Genomic DNA, 21,692 nt, shown 5'->3' on the forward strand with positions numbered 1-21,692 from the left:
TACGACATGCCCGACGAAGCGTCCGACCCCGCACTGCTCGGCACCCGGCTGCGGCACCTGCTGGACCTGCTGGACGGCGACGTCGCCGCCGTCTATGCCGACCTCGGGCTGCCCGGCTTCCGCCCCCGCTACACCCCGGTGCTGATCGCCCTGGACCGGCTCGGCCCCGCGTCGATCCGTACCCTGGCCCAGGCGACCGGGGTGACCCACTCCGCCGCCAGCCAGACGATCGCCCGGATGGCGGCCGACGGGCTGGTCACCCTCGCCCCCGGCGTCGACGCCCGGCACCGCGTCGTCACCCCCACCGACCGGGCCCGGGACCTGCTGCCCGTCCTGCACGCCGAGTACGCCGCCACCGCCACCGCCGCCCGCCGGTTCGAGGCGGAGCTGGCGTACCCGTTGAGCCGCCTCGTCGACGAGGCCCTGGCCGCGCTGCGGCACCGGTCGATGCGGCAACGCGTCGCCGACGTCGCCCCGCAGCTCGCCGGCCCGGCCGGCCACCACCCGGGCGACCGGCCGGCGACCCCGACCGGTGACCGGAACCAATCCCCGTAGCCGGACGTCCGGCCGCGCGGAAACAACCGTTGCGCCGATGGACCGCAGCTCGACCCGGGTAAGAATGATCAGTGTGGCCCTGACCTGTGACCAGTCCCGGCGGACCGGAGAGGCCGGCGGGTGACCGGCGACTGGCGGTTGTCCGGCTACACCCCGGTACGGCAGCTCGGCACGGGCGCGTCCGGCCGGGTGCTGCTCGCCACCCACGACGCCACCGGCACCCCGGTCGCGATCCGCTACCTCACCCCGTCCCTCGGCGCGGACCCCGCCTTCCGGCTGGCCTTCCGGGAGCAGGCGCGGCTGCTGGTCGACGTGGACGATCCGCACGTCTGCCGGCTCTTCGAGTACGCCGAGTCGTACTCCGCCGCCGCGATCGTCACCGAACTGGTCAACGGGGTGACGCTGCGCCACCTGCTGCGCGCGCACGGCCCGGTCCCGCCGGAGGCCGCGCTCCGCGTCCTGAAGGGTTCGCTCGCCGGGCTCGCCGCCGCGCACGCCCGGGGTGTGGTGCACGGCGACCACCGGCCGGAGAACGTCCTCGTCACCCCGGACGGGCGGAGCAAGCTCACCGACTTCGCCATCGTGCTGCCCACCGGCACCGGCCGCCGGCTCGCCCCCGAACAGTGGACCGGGGCGCCCGCCGAGCCGGCCGGCGACATCTACGCCGCCACCGCCACGTTCGTCGAGTGCCTCACCGGACGACCCCCCTACGACGGGCGGGACCTGGCGACCCTGCGCGCCCAGCACAGCGCCGCGCCGGTCCCGGACGCCCCGACCCCGGCACCCGTGCACGACCTGCTCCGGCACGGGCTGGCCTGGTGCCCCGCCGACCGTACCCAGCCCGCCGAGATCTTCCTCACCGAGCTGGAACACACCGCCGCCCGCTCGTACGGCGGGGACTGGGAGGAACGCGGCCGGCGTCAGCTCGCCCAACGGGTCGCGCTGCTCGCCGCGTCCCTCCCACTGCCCGACGGGGAACCCGGAGCCGACGAGGCGACGGACGCCCCCGACGTCGGTCCCCACCCGGCCCTGCGACGCGGCGGCCTGCGCAGCGTCCTGGTCGGGGTGGGCCTGACCGCCACCCTGCTGGTCGGCGTCGTCGCGCTGGGTGTCGCCGCCCGGCGGTCCGGTCCGCTCACCCTCGCCGACGGCACCGTCGGGCCGGGAGCGACCGCCGCCGCCACCCGCAGCCCCGCGCCGCTGGCCGCCGCGCCGGCCATCACCGTCGTGCCGGCGGAGCCGAGCCGCAGCCCCACCCCGGCGGCGAGCACCACCGGTGCGCCGCCCAGCACCGCCCCGACCCGGTCCGCCGCCGCGACCACCACCCGGGTACGCACCCCGAGCCCCGCGCCGCCGACGACGCCGAACCTCCCGCTCGTGCCGCCGGACGTGTCGCCGCCGACCGTGTCCACCCCCGACGTCACCCCGACCACCGTGGAGCCGCAGGGCTGCCCCGACGCCGTCACCGCGACCACGGTCACCGCGACCGTCGTCGACGACCGGGCCGCCGGCGACGGGCTCCGGGTGGCGTTCCGGTACACCCTCGACGGTGCCACCCGGACCGTCGGCATGGACCAGACCGCGCCGGACGTCTTCCAGGGCACCCTCGGTGACCTGGCGGCGCCCTCGGCGACGACCCGGATCCCGATCCAGGTCGTCGCCGTCGACGACGCCGGCAACGCCTCCGCGCCCACCGGCCCGGTCGTGGTGTCGCTGCTGCCCGCCTGCACGTCGCGCTGACCGGGCCGGCCGGGTGCCGGCGGGTCCGGCCGGGCCCGCCGGGTTTCCGGCGACCGGGCCGGGGGTAGCTTCGGGGGCCGACCGAGCTGACGGTGGAGGACCACGGATGACAGACAAGTTCAGCGATGCGGTGGGCGACGCCCTGCGGGCGGTAATGCTCTTCCTGCCCAAGGCGGTCGCCTTCGTGGCGATCCTGGTGGCCGGCTGGCTGATCGCCAAGGCCGTCCGCAAGATCGTCGACAAGGTGCTGGAACGGGTGCACTTCGACCGGGCCGTCGAACGGGGCGGGATCAAGACCGCGCTGGCCCGTTCCCGCTACGACGCCAGCGACATCGTCGCCAAGCTCGCCTATTACGGCGTACTGCTGGTGACCCTCCAGCTCGCCTTCGGCATCTGGGGCCCCAACCCGATCTCCGACCTCATCGCCGGCGTGATCGCCTGGCTGCCCCGGGCGTTCGTGGCGATCGTCATCGTGGTCGTCGCCGCCGCCATCGCCAACGCGGTCAAGGACATCATCAGCAGCGCGCTCGGCGGCCTGTCCTACGGCCGGGTGCTGGCCAACATCGCCTCGGTGTTCATCCTCGGCCTGGGCGTGATCGCCGCGCTCAACCAGATCGGCGTCGCCACCGCGGTCACCACGCCGGTGCTGGTCGCCGTGCTCGCCACCGTCGGCGGCATCCTCGTCGTCGGGGTCGGCGGCGGTCTGGTCCGCCCGATGCAGGCCCGCTGGGAGTCCTGGCTGACCCGCGCCGAGCAGGAGTCGCGCACCATCGCCACCCACGCCCGCGCCTACCGGGCCGGCCGGCGCGACGTCGAGGCCCGGCTGGACCCGTACGCGGAGGCCGAACGCACCCAGCCGGTGCCCGCCACCACCGCCACCCCGGCCCCCACCACGCCCGCTCCGGCGGCACCGGTCCCCACCACGCCGCCTCCGGCGGTGGCGGTGGACGACGACGCCGAGCGGACCCAGGTGGTGACCCGCCCCGACGACGTCGAGGCGACCCAGGTCGTGCCGCGCCAGGCCGGGCCGTCCGACGGGTCCGCCACCGACAGCGAGGCCACCATGGTCATCCCCCCGCTGGATCCGGACACCTCCCGCCGCTGACCCCACCCGCCGACGGGACGGGACGCCGACCGGCTCCCGCCCCGTCGGCGGGTGTACGCCGTGCCGGGGCTCACGCTCCGGGCCGCAGCCGGCTAGCATTCCGCACATGACCTGGCGATGTTGATCCGGCACTGAAGGCCGAAACCGTGGACCGCCACGGACGCCGTACCTCCCGCGTCCGTTCCGTCCCCGGGAAAGGCCCTGATGAACGCCCTCTCCACGCGGGTGCCCGACACCCGTGTCCGCCGGCTGTCCGCCACGCTCTACAGCTACCTGTTCCTCAGTGATCTCGTCCTGCTCTACCCGGTGTACGTGCTGCTGTTCAGCGACGCCGGGCTCACCGTCGGGCAGGTGTCCGCGCTCTTCGTGATCTGGTCGGTGACCGCGATAGTGCTGGAGGTCCCCTCCGGGGCCTGGGCCGACGCCGTCTCCCGACGCCTGCTGCTCTGCCTCGCGCCGCTGCTCACCGGGGCCTGCTTCGCGCTGTGGGTGCTGGCCGGGTCGTGGTGGGCGTTCGCGCTCGGCTTCGTCCTGTGGGGAGCCGGCGGCGCGCTCGGCTCCGGCGCCCTGGAGGCGTTGGTGTACACCGAACTCGACCGGCTCGGCGCGGCCGGCCGTTACGCCCGCACGATGGGGCGGGGCCGGACCGCCGGGGTGCTCGGGGTGCTCGCCTCGCTGGGCCTGGCCGGCCCGGTCCTCGCCGCCGGCGGCTACCGGGCGGTCGGCGCGGCGAGCGTGCTGTCCGCCGTCCTCGCCGCCGCCGTCGCCATCCGCTTCCCGGAACACCGGCCCGCCGCGCCCGTCGACGAGGCGGCCGGGCCGGGTTGGTGGGCGGGTCTACGCGCCGGCCTCGCCGAGGCCCGCGCCGACCGACGGGTACGGGCGGCCGTGCTGCTCGTCCCGGCGGTGACGGCGGTCTGGGGAACCCTCGACGAGTACGCCCCGCTGCTGGCCCGCGACACCGGCGTCGCGGCGTCCACGGTGCCGCTGCTGCTCCTGCCGGTGTGGCTCGGGATGACCGTCGGCGGCCTGCTCGCCCCGGCCGCGGAACGCCTGACCACCCGCGGGTACGCGGCGCTGCCCGCCCTGGCCGCGGTCGCCCTGGCCGTCGGGGCCGCCGTCCGGCACCCGGCGGGCTTCCTGCTGCTCGGGGTGGCGTTCGGTGCCCTGCAACTCGCCACCGTGCTCGCCGACGCCCGCCTGCAGGACCGGATCACCGGCCCGGGGCGGGCCACCGTCACCTCGGTCGCGGGCATGGGCACCGACCTGGCCATGATCGTGGCCTACGCCGGTTACGCGCTGGTCGCCGCGACCGGCGGGCACCCGGCGGCGTTCGTGGCGGCGGCCGTACCGTACCTGCTGCTGGCCGGGGTGCTGGCGGTGTCGGGATCAGTCCGGTAGCGCGTCGAGGTAGACCCAGTTGCCGTCCTCGCGGACGAACCGGCTGTGCTCCGCCATCGTGCCCGGCTGCCCGGCCTCGCGGTAGTGGGCGCGGAACCTCACCGTGCCGGTGGTGTCCAGCAGGCCGCCGCGCGTGCTGTCGACGATCTCCAGCCGGGTCCACCGGGTGGCGGGGTCGAGGTGCACCTGCCGGGGCCGGGTCGTGGAGTGCCAGCTCCGCAGGAGGTAGTCGTCGTCGCCGACGGCGAAGGCGCTGAACCGGGAGCGCATCAACGCCTGCGCCGTCGGGGCCGTGCCGTCGCCGGCGTGCAGCGGCCCGCAGCAGTCGGCGTACGGCAGGCCGGTGCCGCAGGGGCAGGGCCGGGGAGACGCGTGTTTCGCCACCCGCCCATCCTGCCGCAACCGCCGGACGGGCCGACCTGTGGTCGGCCCGTCCGGGTGCGGCGGTCAGGAGGCGTAGCCGCGGCTGGCGATCCAGTCGCCGAGGTTGTCGACGGTGATGCGGTAGGAGGCGGTGTCCGGGTTGGCGGAGTCGGCGATGGTGACGGTCCTGCCGTCGTCGTGGTAGCCGGTGACGCTGATGTAGTGGCCGCCCTCGAAGGAGTGGGTGCCGCCGTCGGTGTCGGTGGTGGTGCCGGCGATGTTGGCGACCACGGCGCGGCCGTCGTCGATGGCACGGACGATGTCGGCGCGCAGCGTGTCGGTCTGCTTGTCGTCGGCCCTGCTGCTGCGGATCTCGGTGCTGTGGTAGGCGTCGCGGCCGGTCTCCCGGTTGAGCACCGGGGTGATGTCGTTGATGCTGTCGGTGCCGTCCTCGGTGGTGCGCATGTGCTTGGCCATGGTGTCCACGTCGATGTTCTTGCCCTGCACGCTCAGCGCGTTGCGGGCGGCGGCCGGGCCGCAGTAGTAGAAGTTGGGCTGCGCCTCGTAGTCGACCTTCAGCTCGCGTTCGCCGGCCGGCTTGCGGTCGGCCTGAACGGCGGCCGGGCGGGTGGTCCCGGCGGCGTGGGCGGCGATCGCGGGGCCGGCGACGCCACCGGCGGTGGCGGCCAGGCCGGCGACGGTCAGGGCGGTCTTGCGCAGGATGTCGGTACGCATGGGGAGGCTCCTCTGCGTCGGGGGTGCGGTGGACGCCCGGGGGAGAGGGCGTCGCGGAAGTCAGGAGGGGAGCGCGCGGCGGTCGGGGGGACCTGCTCGGGCGTCCGGGGGAGGTGTAACCAACCCGGTGGCGACCACATTCCGTGGTCGGGGTTCCGGGGCCTGCTCCCCGCGGGGAGCGGCGGTGGTATGCCAGGTACAACGCCCCGGCCCCGGCGATGATTCCGCCGTGGGGGTGGCCCCGGCCACGCCGGCACCGGCCCACGAACCCGACATTCCGCGCGGACGGCGGTCTGCGGGATGAACGCCCGTTCCCGCCCCGGAGGGAGGCCGCTAGCCTGGGCGGTCATGAACGTCGCACAGCGGGACAGCCGGCGGCACCGGTGAGCCCCACCCAGCGCCTCCTCGACACCGACCAGGTCCGCCGGTACGTCGCGGCCTCCCTCGGGCCCGCCGTGCGGGTCACCGACTGCGGGCCGCTGCACGGTGGTGGATTCGCCGCCGTCTGGTGGGTACGGCTCGACGACGGGCGTGCCGTGGTGCTCAAGGTGGGGCCGCCCCCGTCGGTGCCGCTGCTGCGCTACGAACGCGACCTGATCGCCGCCGAGGCACGCTACCTGCGGCTGGTGGCGGCGCATGCGCCGACCGTGCCCGTGCCATCGCTGCTGCACCACGGCAGTGACCCGACCCTCGGGGACTGGCTGCTCACCGGCCACCTCCCCGGGCGGATGCTGTACACCCTCGTCGCCGACGGCGTGCCGGTCGACGAGGTCTGGACGGGGTTGGGCACGGCGTTCGCCGCCCTGCACCGGGTGACCGGCGACCGGTACGGCTACGACGGCGGTCGGGCCGCCGGCCCGACCTGGCGGTCGGCGTACACCGCGATGGTGGACGACCTGCTCGCCGACGCGGCGGACTGGGCGGCGCCGCTGCCGCTGCCGGCCGACCGGCTGCGGGCCCTGGTCGCCAGGCACGCCGGGGTGCTGGACGTGGTGCGCCGTCCGGCGCTGCTGCACTTCGACGGCTGGGCGGGCAACGTCCTCGCCGTGCCGGGCCAGGACGGCGGGCACCGGCTCGGCGGGCTGGTCGACGGTGAGCGTTTCCTGTACGGCGACCCGCTGCTGGACCTGGTGTCGCCGCTGCTGTTCCGCCGCGCCGAGGACACCCCCGACGACCCGTTCCTGCGCGGCTACCGCACGGCCGGGGCGCGGGTGGCGCTGGACGAGCCGGGGGTACGCCGCCGGCTCGGCCTCTACCGGCTCTACCTCTACCTGCTGATGACGGTGGAGGCGCCCAGCCGGGGGATCACCGTGGACACCGAACCCGACCGGTTCCGGATCCTGGCGCGGCTGCTCGACGAGGAGCTGTCCGCCCTGGACGGGCCCTGACCGGGTGGTGGGTCAGAGCCAGCCGGAGCGGCGGAACAGCCGGTGCAGGGTGAACGCCGCGGTCGCCATCAGCGCCAGCGCGGCCGGGTAGCCGTACCGCCAGGACAGTTCGGGCATCCGGGCGAAGTTCATCCCGTAGACCCCGGCGACCGCCGTCTGGGTGGCGGCGATCGCCGCCCACGCCGCGATCTTGCGCATGTCGTTGTTCTGGTCGACGGCGAGCTGGGCCAGCCGGGACTGCAGGAGCGAGTTGAGCAGCTCGTCGTAGGCGGTGATCCGGTCGACCGCCCGGGTGAGCCGGCCCTCCACGTCGACGTACCAGCGGCGCAGACCCGCCGGCGGGCCGCCGTCGGGGCCGGCGACCAGGGCACGCAGCGGCTCCTGGAGCGGCAGGACCGCCCGCTTGAACTCGACCAGCTCCCGTTTGAGCTGGTAGATCTGCTGGATGTCGGCGGCGTGGTCGGGGGCGAAGACGGTCTCCTCGACGCGTTCCAGGTCCCGTTCGAGGTGGGCGGCGACCTCCAGGTAGAGGTCGACCATCCGGGCGGTCACCGCGTACGCCACCGCCCACGGGCCCTCGGCGAGCAGCGACGGGCGGCCCTCGATCTCGCGGCGGACCGGCGCGAGGGCACCTGACGCGCCGTGCCGGACGGTGACCACGAACCGGTCGCCCAGCAGCACCATCACGTCGCCGGTGTCCACCACGTCGGAGGTCGCGGTCAGCTCGCCCTGGGCGACGTAGGCGGCGGTGCGCAGCACCAGCAGGGTGACCGGGCCGTGCCGCTGCACGGTGGGGCGGTGCCCGTCGGCGAGCGCCTGCGCCACGGTCAGCTCGTCGAGGCCGAAGACCTGCCCGACGGCGGCGAGCACCGCCGCGCCCGGGTCGTGCAGGCCCAGCCAGACGAAGGCGTTGCGGCCGTGCCGGGTGCGGGCGTACGCGTCGGCGTAGTGCGGCCGGCCGGCCTCCCGGCGGCCGTTGACGTAGACCGCGCAGTCGACCACGGCGTCCGGGTTGGACCGGCGGGCCGGGCGGCCGGGGGCGTCCCCGGGACGTCGGCGCAGCCGGCCGACCAGGGTGCCGAGCCGGGGTCCGAGCAGGGTCGTCAGGGCTCGCCGCTCCACCGGGTACCTCCGCCTCGCCGCCCGTCCGCCGGCCCACCGTAGTGGGTCGGCGCGAACACCGGGCGGGGCGGGTCAGCCGACGGCGGTGGCCCGCACGACGACGTTGTCGGAGTAGTCGCGGGACCGTTCGTCGAACCGTCCTCCACAGGTGACCAGGCGCAGCGTCGGTCCCGGTCCGCCCGGCCCGTAGACCAGCGCGGTGGGGAAGTTCCGCTTCGGGTACGCCCCGACCCCGTCGACCGCGAACCGCACCACCCGCCCGTCGGCGCGGGTGACCCGGACGGTGTCCCCGGGGCGCAGCCGCCCGAGGTCGAAGAAGACGGCCGGCCCGTCGCGGGTGTCGACGTGCCCGACGACGACGGCGTTGCCCGCCTCACCGGGGCTGGCCCCGGGCCGGTACCAGCCGGCGACGGTGGGCCGGTCCAGCGGCGGCACCTCGAGGGTGCCGTTCGGGTCGCCGGCCACCGGCACCAGGTCGGCGTGCACGCCGATGGCCGGGATGTCGATGCGGACCGGGGTGGAGCGGGGCAGCGCCGGGACCGGGGAGCGGCTGGTGTTGCCGCCGCTGACGTCGATGCTCGGCTGGGGTGGTCCGACCGGTCCGAGGGTCAGTCCGGCGGCGATCAGGGCGATCCCGGCGGTGCCGCTGACCGTGACCGCGGTGACGGCGGCGCGGGTCCGGCCCGCCCACTCGCGTACGCCCATCGCCCGTCCTCCCCGACGTCCGATGTGGTCGGGGTGCCCGTACCGGTCCGGTGCGGGCACCCGTCCCCAGGGATGGTGTGGCGCGTCGTCGACCGACGCCGTCTCGTCAGGCGACGGTGCCCGCCGCGGCCCGGCGTCGGCGGCGCAGCAGCACGGTGGTGCCGAGCGCGGCGGCCCCGGCGAGGGCACCTCCGGCGGCCAGCAGGCCGGTGTTGCCGGTGCCGCCGCCGGCTCCGGCGGGTGCCGCGCCGATCGGCGTGACGGTGAAGGTGGCGCTGCCGGCGGAGCTGCCGTCGCCGCAGGTGGCGGCCACGGTGTAGCTGCCGAGGGTGAATCCGGCGGTGAAGAGTTCGGCGCTCAGTCCGCCGCCCGCGGCGGCGGTGGTGGAGCGGACGTTCTGGTCCCGGTCCGGTCCGGTGACGTGGAAGATCACGTCACCCGCCTTCGGGTTGCAGGTCGTCGCGGTGAGCACGACCGTCCCGCCGACCGGCGTGGTGGCCGGCGACACCGTGGTGTCCGCGAGTGCGGCGGTCGGGAGCAGGAGCGTGCCGAGTCCCACGCCGAGCGCCGTCGATACGAGAACCTTCTGTGCCTTCATACGCGTCTTCCCTCACTTTTCGTCCGCTGTCTGCATGGGACGTCGTTCGGGTGGCCAACTCCGTAACTAGCACCGGTGTGCCCAACACTAGGAGGGATGGGCCCTCCTACCGGGGTAAATGAGAAATCTTCGTTGCCGTCACGTGTTTTCCCGTCCGCCGGAGAGCGGCGGAATTGCCGGGACACCGCGGACAGCCGTGCCCAGCTCACAACCCAGCCTCCTAGGATGCCCTAGGGGTGGTGACCCGCACGCCAGGCGCACAGGCCGACGAACCCGCCGACCTGTGCGCCGGGATCAGCGGCGGCGGGCCTGGAGGGTGTAGGTCTGGGGGAGCCGCCACGGGCGTTCGGTCAGCCGCCACTCGCCGTACGCGTCGCGGGTCTGCCGCCCCGGCAGCGCGTCCCAGGGGGCGCTGTCGTGCTCGTGCAGCATGGTCAACTCCAACCCGGAGTCGAGCAGCGCGGTGACCACCTCGCCGAGCCCGTGGTTCCACTCGTGGGTGGTGTTGTGGGTGAAGGTGGCCTCGGTGCGCACGTAGGTGCCGCCCTCGTCCCACACCAACGGTTCGGCACGCTCGAAGTACGGGTGCTCGACCGCCAGCACCCCGTCCGGGCGGGTCTCGTCCAGGGCCCACAACATCGGGTGCCCCTCGCGCAGGAACAGCCGCCCGCCCGGACGCAGCAGGGCGGCGACCACGCCCGCCCAGCGGCGGATGTCCGGCAGCCAGCACAACGCGCCGACCCCGGTGTAGACCAGGTCGAAACCGCCGACGCCGAGCACGTCGGGCGCGTCGTAGACGTCGGCCTGGACGAAGTCGACGGCCGCGCCGGTGCGCCCGGCCAGCGACCGCGCCTCGGCCAGCGACGCGCCGGAGAAGTCCAGGCCGGTCATCCGCGCGCCGAGCCGGTGCAGCGACACGGTGTCGGTGCCGATGTGGCACTGCAGGTGCACGCCGCGCAGCCCGGCCACGTCACCGAGACGGGGCAGGTCGAACCGGACCACCTCGCTGAGGTGGGCCGGGTCGGCGGCGAACCGGTCCACGGCGTAGTCCGGGGAGGCGGCGTGGGCGGCGGCCCGGTCGTCCCAACTGGCCCGGTTGAGGGTGCGGTAGTCGGTGCCGGGCGGCTGCCGGCCCGGCTCGTCGTCGTCGGTCACCGGCTGACGGTGGCAGACGCGGCAGGTCGGCTCAACGGCAATTCCTGGTCCCCGCCGTACCGGCAGGCACAGGTCAGGCGGGGACGGGCAGCACGGTCCGCTCGGCGGCGCTGCGGTGTGCCAGCTCGATCAGCTCCACCGTGCGTACCGCGTCGCGGGGGTCCACCGGCAGCGGTCCGTCGCCGCGTAACGCCGCCTCGACCTGGGCGTAGAAGTCCTGGTAGCGGCCCGGTTCGGTGGGCACCGGGCGGAGGTCGTCGCCCGCGCCGAGCAGGCCGTACCGGTCGGGGGTGACCTCGCCCCAGCCCGGGGTGTCGGGCCGGCCGCCGCGCCGCAGCGCGTCCTCCTGTCCGTCGAGGCCGTGGCAGGTGTATCCGGCGCGGTCGCCGAGCACCCGCAGTCGGGGGCCGAGCTGGGCGGTGACCGCGCTCATCCACAGGTGGGAGCGGACCCCGCCGACGTGGGTGAGCGCCACGAACGCGTCGTCGTCGACCTGCGCGCCGGGGCGACGCCGGTCCACCTCGGCGTAGACGGTGTCGACCGGCCCGAAGAGTTGCACGGCCTGGTCGACGAGGTGCGCGCCGAGGTCGTAGAGGACACCACCGGCGTCGGCGGGGCTGCCGCCCTCCCGCCAGCCGGCCCTGATCTGCGGCCGCCAGCGTTCGAACCGGGACTCGAACCGGGTCACCCGACCGAGCGCGCCGCCCTCGACCAGCCGCCGTACGGTGCGGAAGTCGCCGTCCCACCGGCGGTTCTGGAACACGGTCAGCGCAACGCCCCGGCGGTCCGCCTCGTCGACCAGCGCGCGGGCGTCGGCGGCGGTGGCGGCGAGCGGCTTGTCCACCACCACGGGCAGCCCGGCGGCGAGCGCCGCCCGGGCGTGGGTGACGTGGGAGCTGTTCGGGGTGGCCACCACCACCAGGTCGAGGGCGTCCGGGGCGGCCCACAACGCCCCGGCGTCGTCGACGACCCGGGCGTCGGGGTGCTCGTCGGCCACCTGCTGCCGGCGCTGCGGGTCGGCGGTGACGACGGCGGCCAGCCGTAGCCCGCCGGTGGCGGCGATCAGCGGGGCGTGGAACACCCGGCCGGCGACGCCGTAGCCGAGCAGCCCGACCCGCAGGGGGTGCCGCGTGCGGTCCGTCATGCTGGTTCCCCGATCGTCGCCGCCGGTCGTCCGGTCCCACCGAACCTACGCGCCGGTCGGTGCGGGGCCGGTGTCAGGCCGGCGTCGGGTCGGTCACCCAGCCGGCGACCAGCACCAGGCCGGTGGGGCGGTGTACGGCGAGGAAGCCGAACGGCCGGTCGACGTCGAGGCGTACCCGTCGCCGCCGGACGGTGGCGCGGGGTGCCGCGCCGCCGGCCCGCATGGCCAGGGCGGTGACGGCGGCGGCCCGCAGGCCGGTGGCGGTGAACTCGGCGCGGGCGCTCTGTCGGGCGTCGGAGACCGACAGCCGGGGGCTGATGTCGGGGAAGTGGTCGCCGTCGCGGGCGGCGGTGGCGAGGCCGAACAGGTCGGCGTGGTCGAGCAGGTCGTGTTCGCCGGTCACGGTGAACCCGACGGTGCGCACCAGCAGTTCCGGCCGGTCGTCGTGTCCGTCGACGGTGTCCTCGGTGACGCCCGGTCCGGCCGGTGCAGGCAGGGTCGCGGGGTGGTCGAGCGCCCCGATGGCGGCCGGGAGCACCCGGGCGGCGGGTTGCCCGTCCGGGCCGAGGGCGAGCAGCACGTCGACGTCGGCGTTCCCGGCGACGGTGAGCAGGCTGACCGGGCCGGCGGGGGTGTCGGCGACCCGCAGCGCCGTCGGGTCGCCGCCGCCCCGGTGCAGGCCGGCCAGGGTGCGGCCCTGCCACGGGCCGGTCGCCGGCCGGTAGGGGGCGGGGTGGAACGGGGTGGCCCAGTCGACGAGCACGCTCAGCGCGGTGGCCAGCACCAGCGCGGTGCCGGGCCCCACCGGGACGGGCATCCGGGTGATCAGGCCGTCGGTGTGGTCGTGCGCCCACCGGTCGAGGCGCGGCTGGTCGACGGTCGGGTCGCCGGTCAGCTCGCCGCGGGTCGGTGCGTCCACCTCGGTCAGCCAGCGGCGGCCCAGGGGCAGCCCGGCGCGGGACCAGAATCCCGCCGCGAGGCGGGTGGTGGGGGAGTCGACCGGGGTGGCCGCGGTGGGGGCGACGGCGTGCAGTTCGGTGCGGGCCGGGCCGGTGGCGTACCGGGCGAGCAGGGCGAGCATCGGGTACACCCCGGCGCCGGACAGGACGGTCTGCCGGTCGTCCAGGTGGGCCGCCCAGCGGGCGGTGAGGGTGTTGGCGGGCGGGCTCATGGGGCGGCAGGCTACCGGGCCGACCCCGCCGGGTGTCCGCCCGGCACGGTGCGGGTGGGGCCGGTGCGGCCGGCCGGCGGTGGTGTGACAGCGTGGCCGGGTGGGTGTGCGCGAGGTCGACCTGGCCGTCGTCGGTGGTGGCGGGGCCGGTTCGCTGGTGCTCGCCGCGCTGGCCCGGCACGAACTGCCGGGGTTGCGGGTCGCCGTGGTGGACCCGGTGCGCAAGCGCGGCCAGGACCGCACCTGGGCGTTCTGGGGTGCCCCCGGCGGTGATCTGGAGCCGATGCTCAGCGCCAGCTGGTCGCGGGTGGAGGTGACCACCCCGGCGGCCAGCCGGGTGCTGGAGCTGGCCCCGCTGCGGTACGCGATGCTGCGCTCCGCCCCGGTCTACGCGCGGGCCGCCGAGGCGGAGCGGCGGCTCGGTGCGACCCGGTACGACGTGGCGGTGGGCGCGCTCGACGACGACGGCACGGCGGTGACGGTGCGTGACACCGACGGTCGGGCGGTGCTGCGCGCCGGTTGGGTGCTCGACTCGCGTCCGCGCCCGCCCCGCCGGCCCGGCCGGACGGCCTGGTTGCAGCACTTCCGGGGCTGGTGGTTGGAGTCGTCGACGCCGGTGTTCGATCCGGGGCGGGCGGTGCTGATGGATTTCCGCACCCCGCAGCCGGCCCGGGGGGTGTCGTTCGGTTACGTGCTGCCGGTCAGCGACCGGTACGCGCTGGTCGAGTACACCGAGTTCTCCCCGGCGGTGCTGACCGACGCGGGCTACGACGCGGGCCTGCGCGGCTACGCGGGGCTGCTCGGGCTGGACCTGGCCGGGTTGACGGTGCGGGAGGTGGAGGACGGGGTGATCCCGATGACCGACGCCCCGTTCGACGGTCGACCGTCGCCCCGGGTGGTGCGCCTGGGCACCGCCGGTGGGGCGACCCGTCCGTCGACCGGGTTCACCTTCTCGGCGATGCACCGGCAGGCCGGGCAGGTCGCCGCAGCGCTCGCCGCCGGCCGGCCGCCGGTGCCCCGGGCGGCGTACCCGGGGCGGCACCGGTGGATGGACGCGGTGGCGTTGCGGGCCTGGGATTCCGGGGCGGTGGCCGGGCCGGAGTTCTTCGACAGGTTGTTCGACCGGAACCCGGCGTCGCGGGTGCTGCGGTTCCTCGACGGGGCGACCGGCCCGGCGGAGGACGTGGCCCTGATGCGGTCGAGTCCGCTGCTGCCGATGACCTCGGCGGTGGTGGGTGACGCGGTGGGCCGGCTGCGCGCCCGGTTGACCCGGCGCTGAGCGCCGGCGTCGGTCAGCGGGCGGCGCGGACCGTGTCGCGGATCAGGGTCCGCAGGCCCTCCATCGGGTCGCCGTCGTTCGCGCCGAGCCGGTTGCGGGTCGCTGCGACCGACAGGCCCAGCTCCGGGTACGCGTAGGCGAGGCTGCCGCCGCTGCCGGAGGTGCCGAACGAGCCGTCGTCGTCGACGGCGTAGCCGAGGCCGAACGCCGTCTCCTGCCCGAACACCCATTCGACGCCCCGGACGGCGACGGCGCCGACCTGGCGCAGCCGGTCGGCGGAGATCAGGCGTACCCCGTCGACGTCGCCGATGAGCGCGGCGTAGAGCCGGGCGGCGGCGCGGGCGGTGAGGGTGCCCACGGCGGGCACGTCGGCGCGCAGCACGTCGGGTCGGCTGCCGATGGTGGCGTCGGGGCGGACGGCCGGTGGGGCGACGGCGTCGAAGTGCGGCAGGTGGGCGGAGGCGAACGTCATCAGGTCGGCCAGGCCGTTGTCCTCCAGGGTGGCCAGCCGGGGCAGGTCGGCGTCGGGCACCCCGAGGAACAGTTCCCCGGTGACGCCCAACGGGGCGGCGATGTCCTCGGCGAGGACGGTGGAGACCGTCCGGCCGGTGGCCCGGCGGACCACCTCGCCGACCAGCCAGCCGTACGTCCACGCGTGGTAGGCGATGCGTTCGCCGGGTGCCCAGCGGGGCACCGCGTCGGCGACCAGGGCGCACATCCGGTCCCAGTCGGTGAAGTCGGCCGGGGTGACGTCGGCGGGGAGGTCCGGTACCCCGGCGGTGTGGGTGAGCGCGTGCCGCAGGGTGACGGTGTGTTTGCCGTGCCTGGCGAACTCCGGCCAGACGTCGGCGACGCGCAGGTCGTAGTCGAGTCGGCCCGCTTCGGCCAGGACGTGCACGACGCTGCTGGTCAGGCCCTTGCCGGTGGAGACGCTGAAGATCGGGGTGTCGGCGGTCAGCGGCCGGCCGGTGGCGGTGTCGGCGGTCCCGGCGGTCTCGTCGACGATCAGCCGGCCGTGCCGGTAGGCCGCCACCTGCACGCCCGCCTCCCGGCCGGAGTCGACGAGCGCGTGGATCGTCCGGTGTACCTCGGCCCGTAGGGCGTCCCCGTCGTCGGTCACGGTCGCCGACTCTGCCAGAGCCGGTCCGGGGTCGCCGCCCGTTTTCCGGCCGGTGCCGGGGCCGTCCGTGTCCCTGCGGCGGGGTCCGGTGGGGTGCCGGTAGGTTCGGCGGCATGGTGGACGGGGTCGTGGAGATCTGGACCGACGGGGCGTGCAGTGGCAACCCGGGGCCGGGGGGTTGGGGTGTGCTGCTGCGGTACGGCGGGCACGAGCGGGAGTTGTGCGGTGGCGAGGCCACCCCGACCACCAACAACCGGATGGAGCTGACCGCGGCGATCGAGGCGTTGGAGGCGCTGACCCGGCCGGCCACGGTTCGGCTGCACACCGACAGCACGTACGTGCGCAACGGCATCACCGGCTGGCTGGCGTCGTGGAAGCGCAACGGGTGGCGTACCGCGGCGAAGCAGCCGGTGAAGAACGCCGACCTGTGGCAGCGGCTGGAGGCGGCCTGCGCCCGGCACGAGGTGAGCTGGCACTGGGTGAAGGGGCACAGCGGTCACCCGGAGAACGAGCGCGCCGACGCGCTGGCCAACCGGGGGATGACGCAGGCGCGGGCGGCGGTGGGCGTCTCCCGCTGAGCCCCGGGCCCCCGCGCGCCGCCGCGACCGCGCCGGGGCCGGTGGCGGCGTGCTACTCGGTGGGCGGGTGGGCGGCCTCCTCCTCGGCGGGGTCGCCCGCGCCGGAGACGGCGGCCACGTCGTAGCCGGCGCGGCTGGTCTCCCGGGCCGACCGGTGCTCCTCGGCGGGCAGGTCGGCGAAGTCGTCGCCGGTGTCCCCGCCGTCGCCCAGCGACTCGCCCGGCGGGCGCAGCGACGCCTCGTACGCCGGCACGCCGTCCGGCTCGTCGGTGTCGGCCCGGTCGGTGCGTGGTTGTTCCGTCATGCCGACCTACCTGCCCGCCCTACCGCCCGGCAAACCCACCCGCGGGGGCCGTCAGCGGCGGGAGCGGCGCGGCCGGCGGGCCGGGGTGGGCGGCACCACCGTTGTCCAGTGGGCGGGGCGGCGCAGCCGTGCGGGCAGGGCGGTGCGCCGGTCGCCCCGGGCCGCCTCGAGCTGGGACTGGTGCAGGAACAGGGTGTCGGACAGGTCGGCTGCGCGTAGGTCCGCGCCGCGCAGGTCGGCCCCGGTGACGTCGGCCCGGCGCAGGTCGGCTGCGCGTAGGTCCGCGCCGAGCAGCCGGGCCCCGCGCAGGTTCGCCCCGCGCAGGTCGACGCCCCGCAGGTCCGCGCCGAGTAGCAGCGCGCCCCGCCGGTCGGGCCCGCCGGTGCCGGCGCGGGCCGCTTCGCTGGCCGCCGCGAGCAGCGGGTTCACCCGGTCGCGGTGGGCGTCCACGTCGACCGTGGCCAGCTCCTGAGGCGTGCCGCCGGCCAGCGCGTCGGTGGCGTCGCGGGCGGCGCGCAGCTCGTCGTGCAGCGGGCCGGCGGGGGTGAGGGTGAGCGCCTCGGTGAGGTACCAGAGCAGTTCGTGCAGGGGCCGGGTGACGGTGAACGCGGCGAACATGCCGGCGGCGGTGGCCGGGTCGGTCCGCCAGTCCCGGCCACCGAAGGTGACCTGGCTGACCCGCTGGCCGGCGCCGAAGCAGTCGAACACGACGCAGCCGGGGTAGCCGCGCTCGCGCAGTTCGTCGTGGATGCCGCAGCGGGAGTCGCCGCGCAGGTGGTGGCAGGCGCGGCCGGCGGGTTTGTCCCGGGCGAAGTCGGCGGAGGCGGCGAACGCCGGGGCGACGCAGCACAACCCGACGCAGCGGGCGCAGTCGGCCCGCAGCCCGGTGGTGTCCGCCATGCCGCCCGTCGTCTCCCTCGTCCGGTGGTGGTCGCCGGCCCCGTCCGGGCCGGTCCGCCCCGGCCATTGTCCGCCGGGCCCCGGTCCGCCGGTCGGAAGGGTACCGCCCGCCGATCGGGGCGGCGGGTACGGCCGGGCGGTCCGGGCGGACGGGCGGGTCGGCGGCACCCGCCGGCCCGGGAGGGTGGGATAGGGTCCGGTCACCGCCTCGGACCCGGGAGACGCGATGCCCACCGACCACGTCGACGTGCTCATCGTCGGCGCGGGGTTGTCCGGTGTCGGTGCCGCCTGCCACCTGCGGCGCACCTGCCCCGACACGACGTATACGGTCCTCGAGGCGCGGGACGCGGTCGGCGGCACCTGGGACCTGTTCCGCTACCCCGGCATCCGCTCCGACTCGGACATGTTCACCCTCGGCTACGCGTTCCGCCCGTGGACCGCGCCGCAGGCCATCGCCGACGGCGACACCATCCTGCGCTACGTCCGGGAAACCGCCAGGGAGTACGGCGTCGAGGAGCACATCCGGTTCCGTCACCGGGTGCGTCGCGCCGAGTGGGACAGCACCACCGCCCGCTGGACGGTCCACGTGCACCGCGACGACACCGCCGAGGACGTCGTCCTGACCTGCCGTTTCCTCTTCTGCTGCACCGGCTATTACCGGTACGACGCCGGCTACACCCCCGACTTCCCGGACGTCGGGCGGTTCACGGGTCGGCTGGTGCACCCGCAGCACTGGCCCGACGACCTCGACCACACCGGCCGGCGGGTGGTGGTGATCGGCAGCGGGGCCACCGCGGTGACCCTGGTGCCGGCGCTGGCGCGGCGGGCCGGGCACGTCACCATGCTCCAACGTTCCCCCACGTACGTGATCGCGTTGCCGGCCCGGGACCGGCTGGCCGACGTGCTGCGCCGCCGGCTACCCGCCCGCGCCGCCCACCGGCTGGTACGCGCCAAGAACGTGCTGTCCGGCACCGTCACCTACCAGCTCGCCCGGCGCGCGCCCCGGGTGGTGCGGGCGTTCCTGCGGCGGGCCGCGAAGGGCCGGTTGCCCGCCGGGTACGACGTGGACCGGCACTTCTCGCCCCGCTACGACCCGTGGGACCAGCGGCTGTGCGTGGCACCCGACGGTGACCTGTTCGACGCGCTGTCCACCGGCCGCGCCTCGGTGGTCACCGACACCGTCGCCGCGTTCACCCCGGGCGGCGTCCGGCTCGGCTCCGGCGGGGAACTGCCCGCCGACATCGTGGTCACCGCCACCGGGCTGCAACTGCTCGCCCTCGGCGGGATGACCCTCGCCGTCGACGGCGTCGACGTCGACCTCGGCGCGACGGTGGCGTACAAGGGGATGATGCTCTCCGGGGTGCCGAACTTCGCGCTGACCATCGGCTACACCAACGCCTCGTGGACGTTGAAGGCCGACCTGGTCGCCACCTACGTGTGCCGGCTGCTGCGCCACCTGGACGCCACCGGCCAGCAGGTCGTCACCCCGGTCGCGCCCGCCGACGGCGACCTGTCGCCGCTGATCGACCTGCGGTCCGGGTACGTGCTGCGCAGTGTGGACACGCTGCCCCGGCAGGGTGCCCGCGCGCCGTGGCGGCTGTACCAGAACTATCCCCGCGACGTCGTGCTGATGAAACACGGTCGGCTCGTCGACGAGGGGGTGCGCTTCTCCCGGGCGACCGCCGGCACCCCGGTCGGCTGAGCCCGCCCCACCGTCAGTTCGTCTCTTTCCCGCAGCAAGGAGGCCGCGTGCGTAACTTCGACTTCACGGCCGGGACCGCCGTGGTCACCGGTGCCGCCAGCGGAATCGGCGAGGCCCTCGCCCACGGGCTGGCCCGCCGTGGCAGCGACCTGGTCCTGCTCGACCGCGACGGCGACCGGCTCGACGCGGTGGCCGCCGCGGTCCGCGCCACCCGTCCCGGGCGTCGGGTCGACACCCACCTGGTCGACCTGGCCGACCTGTGCACGACCGCCCGGGTCGCCGAGGAGGTCATGGCCCGGCATCCCCGGATCCGGTTGCTGGTCAACAATGCCGGGGTGGCCCTCGGCGGCCGGTTCGACCAGGTCACCATGGACGAGTTCCACTGGGTCGTCGACATCAACTTCCGGGCCCCGGTGCAGCTCACCCACGCCCTGCTGCCGGCGTTGCGGGCCGAACCCGGCGCGCACCTGGTCAACGTGTCCAGCCTGTTCGGGCTGATCGCCCCGGCCGGCCAGGCCGCCTACGCGGCCAGCAAGTTCGCCCTGCGGGGCTTCACCGAGGCGCTGCGGCACGAGTTGGCCGACGACGGCATCGGGGTGACGTCGGTGCACCCCGGTGGCATCGCCACCCGCATCGCCCGCAACGCCCGGGTCGGCAGCGGGGTGCCCCGCGAGGAGTTCGACGTGGCGCGGCGGCAGTTCGAGAGGCTGCTGTCCATCCCGCCCGGACGGGCCGCCGAGGTGATCCTGCGCGGGGTCGAACGTCGTCGCGGCCGGGTGCTGATCGGCTGGTCGGCGAAGCTGCCCGACCTGCTGGCCCGGGTCGCGCCCGGATCACACGGCCGGCTGGTCGCCGCCGGGGTCCGGTTCGCCGGTGGTCCGGGCCCGCGGTCCGCGCCGGCCGCCCGGGTGCCGGCCCCGGTGCCGGCGGAACTGCCCGCCGGTGAGGTCGCCTGACCCGGGTTCAGGCACGACGACGCCGAGGTGACGACGACGCCCCCGACCGCCCGCCCCGACGGTGCCGGCGGGGGGAGGACGGCCGGTCAGGGCGGGTTGCTGCCCCGCTTCTCCTCCTGCGCCAGCACCGCCTCCCGGAACTCCGGGTCGTCGCGGGCGGCCAGTTCCGCCGCGAGCCGCGGGTCACCCACCAGCCGTTCCCGGTTGCGGTGCAGGAACGCCGCGAACCCACCGGTGTACGGGCAGGCGAGGTCGCCGAGTTCCCGGTCCGGCTGGTAGCGGCAGCCGGTGCAGTAGTCGCTGATCTCGTCGATGTACCGGCCGTCGACGGCGTACGGGCGGGTGTCCACCCGGGCCAGGTCGGCGTACTGGCTCATGCCGAGCACCGTCGTGTTCATCACCCACTCGGCGCCGTCGACGAAGCTGCGCTGGAACCAGTCGACCAGTTCGGTCGGCCGCCAGCCCCGCTGCAACGCGTGGTTGCCGAGCACCAGCAGCCGCTGGGCGTGGTGCGCCCAGGCCCGGTCCCGGACCCCGGCGAGCACGTCGGCCAGGCAGCGTGCCTCCACCGCGTCGGCGTCGAGGTCCTCGAACCACTGCGGCAGCGGTTCGGTCGCGGCCAGCCAACCGGTACCCCGGTAGGGCGGGTCGACGTACCAGTAGAGCTGCCAGAGGAACTCCCGCCAGCCGAGCACCCCCCGGACGAACGCCTCCACCGAGGCCAGCGGGGCGTCACCCGACCGCCACGCCGCCTCCGCCCGGGACACGGCCACCGCCGGGTCGAGCAGCCCGAGGTTGAACGCGGCGGAGAGCATCCCGTGCGCCAGCACCGGGTCCTCGGCGCTCATCACGTCGCCGTAGCGGCCGAACGCGGGCAGCCGGTACCGCAGGAAGTGCGCCAGCCGGTCCTCGGCCTCGCCGGCGGTGGCCGGGTGCGAGCGGGGGGCGTCCCGGCCGACGAACCGCACCCCGTCGCGTTCCCAGCGGTCCAGGTCGGCCCGCACCCCGGCGTCGATGTCATCCTCGACGATCGGCGGCGGGGGCGGCACGTCCAGGGTGCGCCCCTGCGGGGTGCCGCGGCCACGGTCGGCCGGGCCGGGGCCGGTGAGCACGCCGTGACGGCGCTTGGCGTACCGGTAGAAGTCGACCATCCGCAGCGGCCCGCGCCGGGGCCGGTCCGCCCAGTCGGCGAAGTCCGCCCGGTCGGTGACGAAACCCCGGGGCGGCAGGACCGTCAGCCCCGGCACGGACCGGACGAAGTCCCGCGCCGACCGGGTGCTCGGGTGGCAGACCTCGACCGGGCCGTCGACGGCCGCCAGGGCTTCCCGGAACGTCGCGGTGCGCAGCAGCACCGCCCGGTCGCCGAGTTCGGCGGCGCGGTGGCGCAGCGCGCTGAGGATGAGGTGCGCCTTCTGCCGGTGCAGCCGCCGACGCCGGAACAGGTCGGAGACCTCGACCAGCAGCACCGGTTGCTGGTCGTCGTCCAGGAAGTGCGGCCCGAGTTGATCGGCGAGCAGCCACCGGCGGGGAGACATGCGTCGATTGTGCCCGCCGTCCGGTCACCCCACGTGCCGGGGTCGATCGGTCGCGGTGATCGCCCCTGCCAGCCCGCCCGGCGACCGCACCGGCCGTCCGACAGTGGCGCGGGCCACCGGCGTCGCCCCCGCCGCC

Annotated in this window: 21 protein-coding genes; 9 read left to right on the top strand and 12 right to left on the bottom strand. The window is 75.7% G+C overall.

Annotation, left to right across the window (positions count from 1 at the left end):
- Nucleotides 1-6: 6 nt before the first annotated feature.
- From B5D80_RS22110 to B5D80_RS22125, 4 genes are all read left to right on the top strand, one after another.
- Nucleotides 7-555, top strand: coding sequence for a MarR family winged helix-turn-helix transcriptional regulator (locus B5D80_RS22110; protein ID WP_088645835.1), 549 nt, complete (start codon nucleotides 7-9; stop codon nucleotides 553-555).
- Between the two features lie 120 nt (nucleotides 556-675).
- A complete protein-coding gene (locus B5D80_RS34870; RefSeq protein WP_088645836.1) occupies nucleotides 676-2,295 on the top strand; it encodes a serine/threonine-protein kinase in 1,620 nt (539 codons plus the stop codon).
- Between the two features lie 106 nt (nucleotides 2,296-2,401).
- Complete coding sequence (locus tag B5D80_RS22120; protein ID WP_088645837.1) at nucleotides 2,402-3,400, top strand: mechanosensitive ion channel family protein; 999 nt, start codon at nucleotides 2,402-2,404, stop codon at nucleotides 3,398-3,400.
- A 204-nt stretch (nucleotides 3,401-3,604) separates the two neighbouring features.
- Complete coding sequence (locus tag B5D80_RS22125) at nucleotides 3,605-4,801, top strand: MFS transporter (RefSeq protein ID WP_088645838.1); 1,197 nt, start codon at nucleotides 3,605-3,607, stop codon at nucleotides 4,799-4,801.
- Here B5D80_RS22125 and B5D80_RS22130 read toward each other — a convergent pair.
- Together B5D80_RS22130 and B5D80_RS22135 are read right to left on the bottom strand one after the other, a co-directional pair.
- Nucleotides 4,790-5,185: a YchJ family protein gene (locus tag B5D80_RS22130; RefSeq protein WP_088645839.1), complete on the bottom strand. Its 396-nt coding sequence runs from the start codon at nucleotides 5,183-5,185 to the stop codon at nucleotides 4,790-4,792. The two genes, B5D80_RS22125 and B5D80_RS22130, sit on opposite strands and share 12 nt — an antisense overlap.
- Before the next feature lie 63 nt (nucleotides 5,186-5,248).
- The gene (locus B5D80_RS22135; protein ID WP_088645840.1) at nucleotides 5,249-5,899 is read right to left on the bottom strand and encodes a C39 family peptidase; all 651 of its coding nucleotides are present in this window, start codon (nucleotides 5,897-5,899) and stop codon (nucleotides 5,249-5,251) included.
- A 383-nt stretch (nucleotides 5,900-6,282) separates the two neighbouring features.
- Between B5D80_RS22135 and B5D80_RS22140 the strand changes: the two genes are divergently transcribed.
- The gene (locus B5D80_RS22140) at nucleotides 6,283-7,287 is read left to right on the top strand and encodes a phosphotransferase family protein (RefSeq protein WP_245854863.1); all 1,005 of its coding nucleotides are present in this window, start codon (nucleotides 6,283-6,285) and stop codon (nucleotides 7,285-7,287) included.
- A gap of 12 nt (nucleotides 7,288-7,299) precedes the next feature.
- On the opposite strand, the gene B5D80_RS22145 is transcribed toward B5D80_RS22140, so the two are convergent.
- From B5D80_RS22145 to B5D80_RS34875, 6 genes are all read right to left on the bottom strand, one after another.
- Complete coding sequence (locus B5D80_RS22145; protein WP_088645842.1) at nucleotides 7,300-8,409, bottom strand: magnesium and cobalt transport protein CorA; 1,110 nt, start codon at nucleotides 8,407-8,409, stop codon at nucleotides 7,300-7,302.
- A 72-nt stretch (nucleotides 8,410-8,481) separates the two neighbouring features.
- Complete coding sequence (locus tag B5D80_RS22150; protein WP_088645843.1) at nucleotides 8,482-9,114, bottom strand: class F sortase; 633 nt, start codon at nucleotides 9,112-9,114, stop codon at nucleotides 8,482-8,484.
- Between the two features lie 106 nt (nucleotides 9,115-9,220).
- On the bottom strand, nucleotides 9,221-9,712 hold the full coding sequence (locus tag B5D80_RS22155; RefSeq protein ID WP_088645844.1) for a hypothetical protein: 492 nt from the start codon (nucleotides 9,710-9,712) through the stop codon (nucleotides 9,221-9,223).
- 294 nt (nucleotides 9,713-10,006) lie between these two features.
- Entirely contained in the window at nucleotides 10,007-10,867 is an 861-nt protein-coding gene (locus B5D80_RS22160) for a class I SAM-dependent methyltransferase (RefSeq protein ID WP_088645845.1), read from the bottom strand.
- A 73-nt stretch (nucleotides 10,868-10,940) separates the two neighbouring features.
- Nucleotides 10,941-12,011 carry a Gfo/Idh/MocA family oxidoreductase gene (locus B5D80_RS22165; RefSeq protein ID WP_088645846.1) on the bottom strand — a complete coding sequence of 357 codons (1,071 nt, stop codon included), beginning with the start codon at nucleotides 12,009-12,011 and terminating at the stop codon, nucleotides 10,941-10,943.
- 73 nt (nucleotides 12,012-12,084) lie between these two features.
- Nucleotides 12,085-13,182, bottom strand: coding sequence for a serpin family protein (locus B5D80_RS34875; protein ID WP_088645847.1), 1,098 nt, complete (start codon nucleotides 13,180-13,182; stop codon nucleotides 12,085-12,087).
- Between the two features lie 100 nt (nucleotides 13,183-13,282).
- Between B5D80_RS34875 and B5D80_RS22175 the strand changes: the two genes are divergently transcribed.
- Nucleotides 13,283-14,461, top strand: coding sequence for a lycopene cyclase family protein (locus B5D80_RS22175; protein WP_088645848.1), 1,179 nt, complete (start codon nucleotides 13,283-13,285; stop codon nucleotides 14,459-14,461).
- 13 nt (nucleotides 14,462-14,474) lie between these two features.
- Here B5D80_RS22175 and B5D80_RS22180 read toward each other — a convergent pair whose 3' ends face one another.
- A complete protein-coding gene (locus B5D80_RS22180; protein ID WP_088645849.1) occupies nucleotides 14,475-15,581 on the bottom strand; it encodes a serine hydrolase domain-containing protein in 1,107 nt (368 codons plus the stop codon).
- Between the two features lie 113 nt (nucleotides 15,582-15,694).
- Between B5D80_RS22180 and rnhA the strand changes: the two genes are divergently transcribed.
- Nucleotides 15,695-16,159: a ribonuclease HI gene (rnhA, locus tag B5D80_RS22185; protein WP_211291605.1), complete on the top strand. Its 465-nt coding sequence runs from the start codon at nucleotides 15,695-15,697 to the stop codon at nucleotides 16,157-16,159.
- Between the two features lie 52 nt (nucleotides 16,160-16,211).
- Here rnhA and B5D80_RS22190 read toward each other — a convergent pair whose 3' ends face one another.
- Nucleotides 16,212-16,463 (bottom strand): hypothetical protein, encoded by a 252-nt coding sequence (locus tag B5D80_RS22190; RefSeq protein WP_088645850.1) that lies wholly within the window; start codon nucleotides 16,461-16,463, stop codon nucleotides 16,212-16,214.
- Between the two features lie 51 nt (nucleotides 16,464-16,514).
- The gene (locus B5D80_RS22195) at nucleotides 16,515-17,363 is read right to left on the bottom strand and encodes a pentapeptide repeat-containing protein (protein WP_088645851.1); all 849 of its coding nucleotides are present in this window, start codon (nucleotides 17,361-17,363) and stop codon (nucleotides 16,515-16,517) included.
- Nucleotides 17,364-17,589: 226 nt separating this feature from the next.
- On the opposite strand from B5D80_RS22195, the gene B5D80_RS22200 reads away from it, so the two are divergent.
- Nucleotides 17,590-19,065 (top strand): flavin-containing monooxygenase, encoded by a 1,476-nt coding sequence (locus B5D80_RS22200; RefSeq protein WP_088645852.1) that lies wholly within the window; start codon nucleotides 17,590-17,592, stop codon nucleotides 19,063-19,065.
- A gap of 47 nt (nucleotides 19,066-19,112) precedes the next feature.
- On the top strand, nucleotides 19,113-20,021 hold the full coding sequence (locus B5D80_RS22205) for an SDR family NAD(P)-dependent oxidoreductase (protein WP_088645853.1): 909 nt from the start codon (nucleotides 19,113-19,115) through the stop codon (nucleotides 20,019-20,021).
- A gap of 86 nt (nucleotides 20,022-20,107) precedes the next feature.
- On the opposite strand, the gene B5D80_RS22210 is transcribed toward B5D80_RS22205, so the two are convergent.
- Entirely contained in the window at nucleotides 20,108-21,556 is a 1,449-nt protein-coding gene (locus B5D80_RS22210) for a cryptochrome/photolyase family protein (RefSeq protein WP_088645854.1), read from the bottom strand.
- Nucleotides 21,557-21,692 lie beyond the last annotated feature (136 nt).

This window comes from Micromonospora wenchangensis, assembly GCF_002210435.1.
GTDB classification, from domain to species: domain Bacteria; phylum Actinomycetota; class Actinomycetes; order Mycobacteriales; family Micromonosporaceae; genus Micromonospora; species Micromonospora wenchangensis.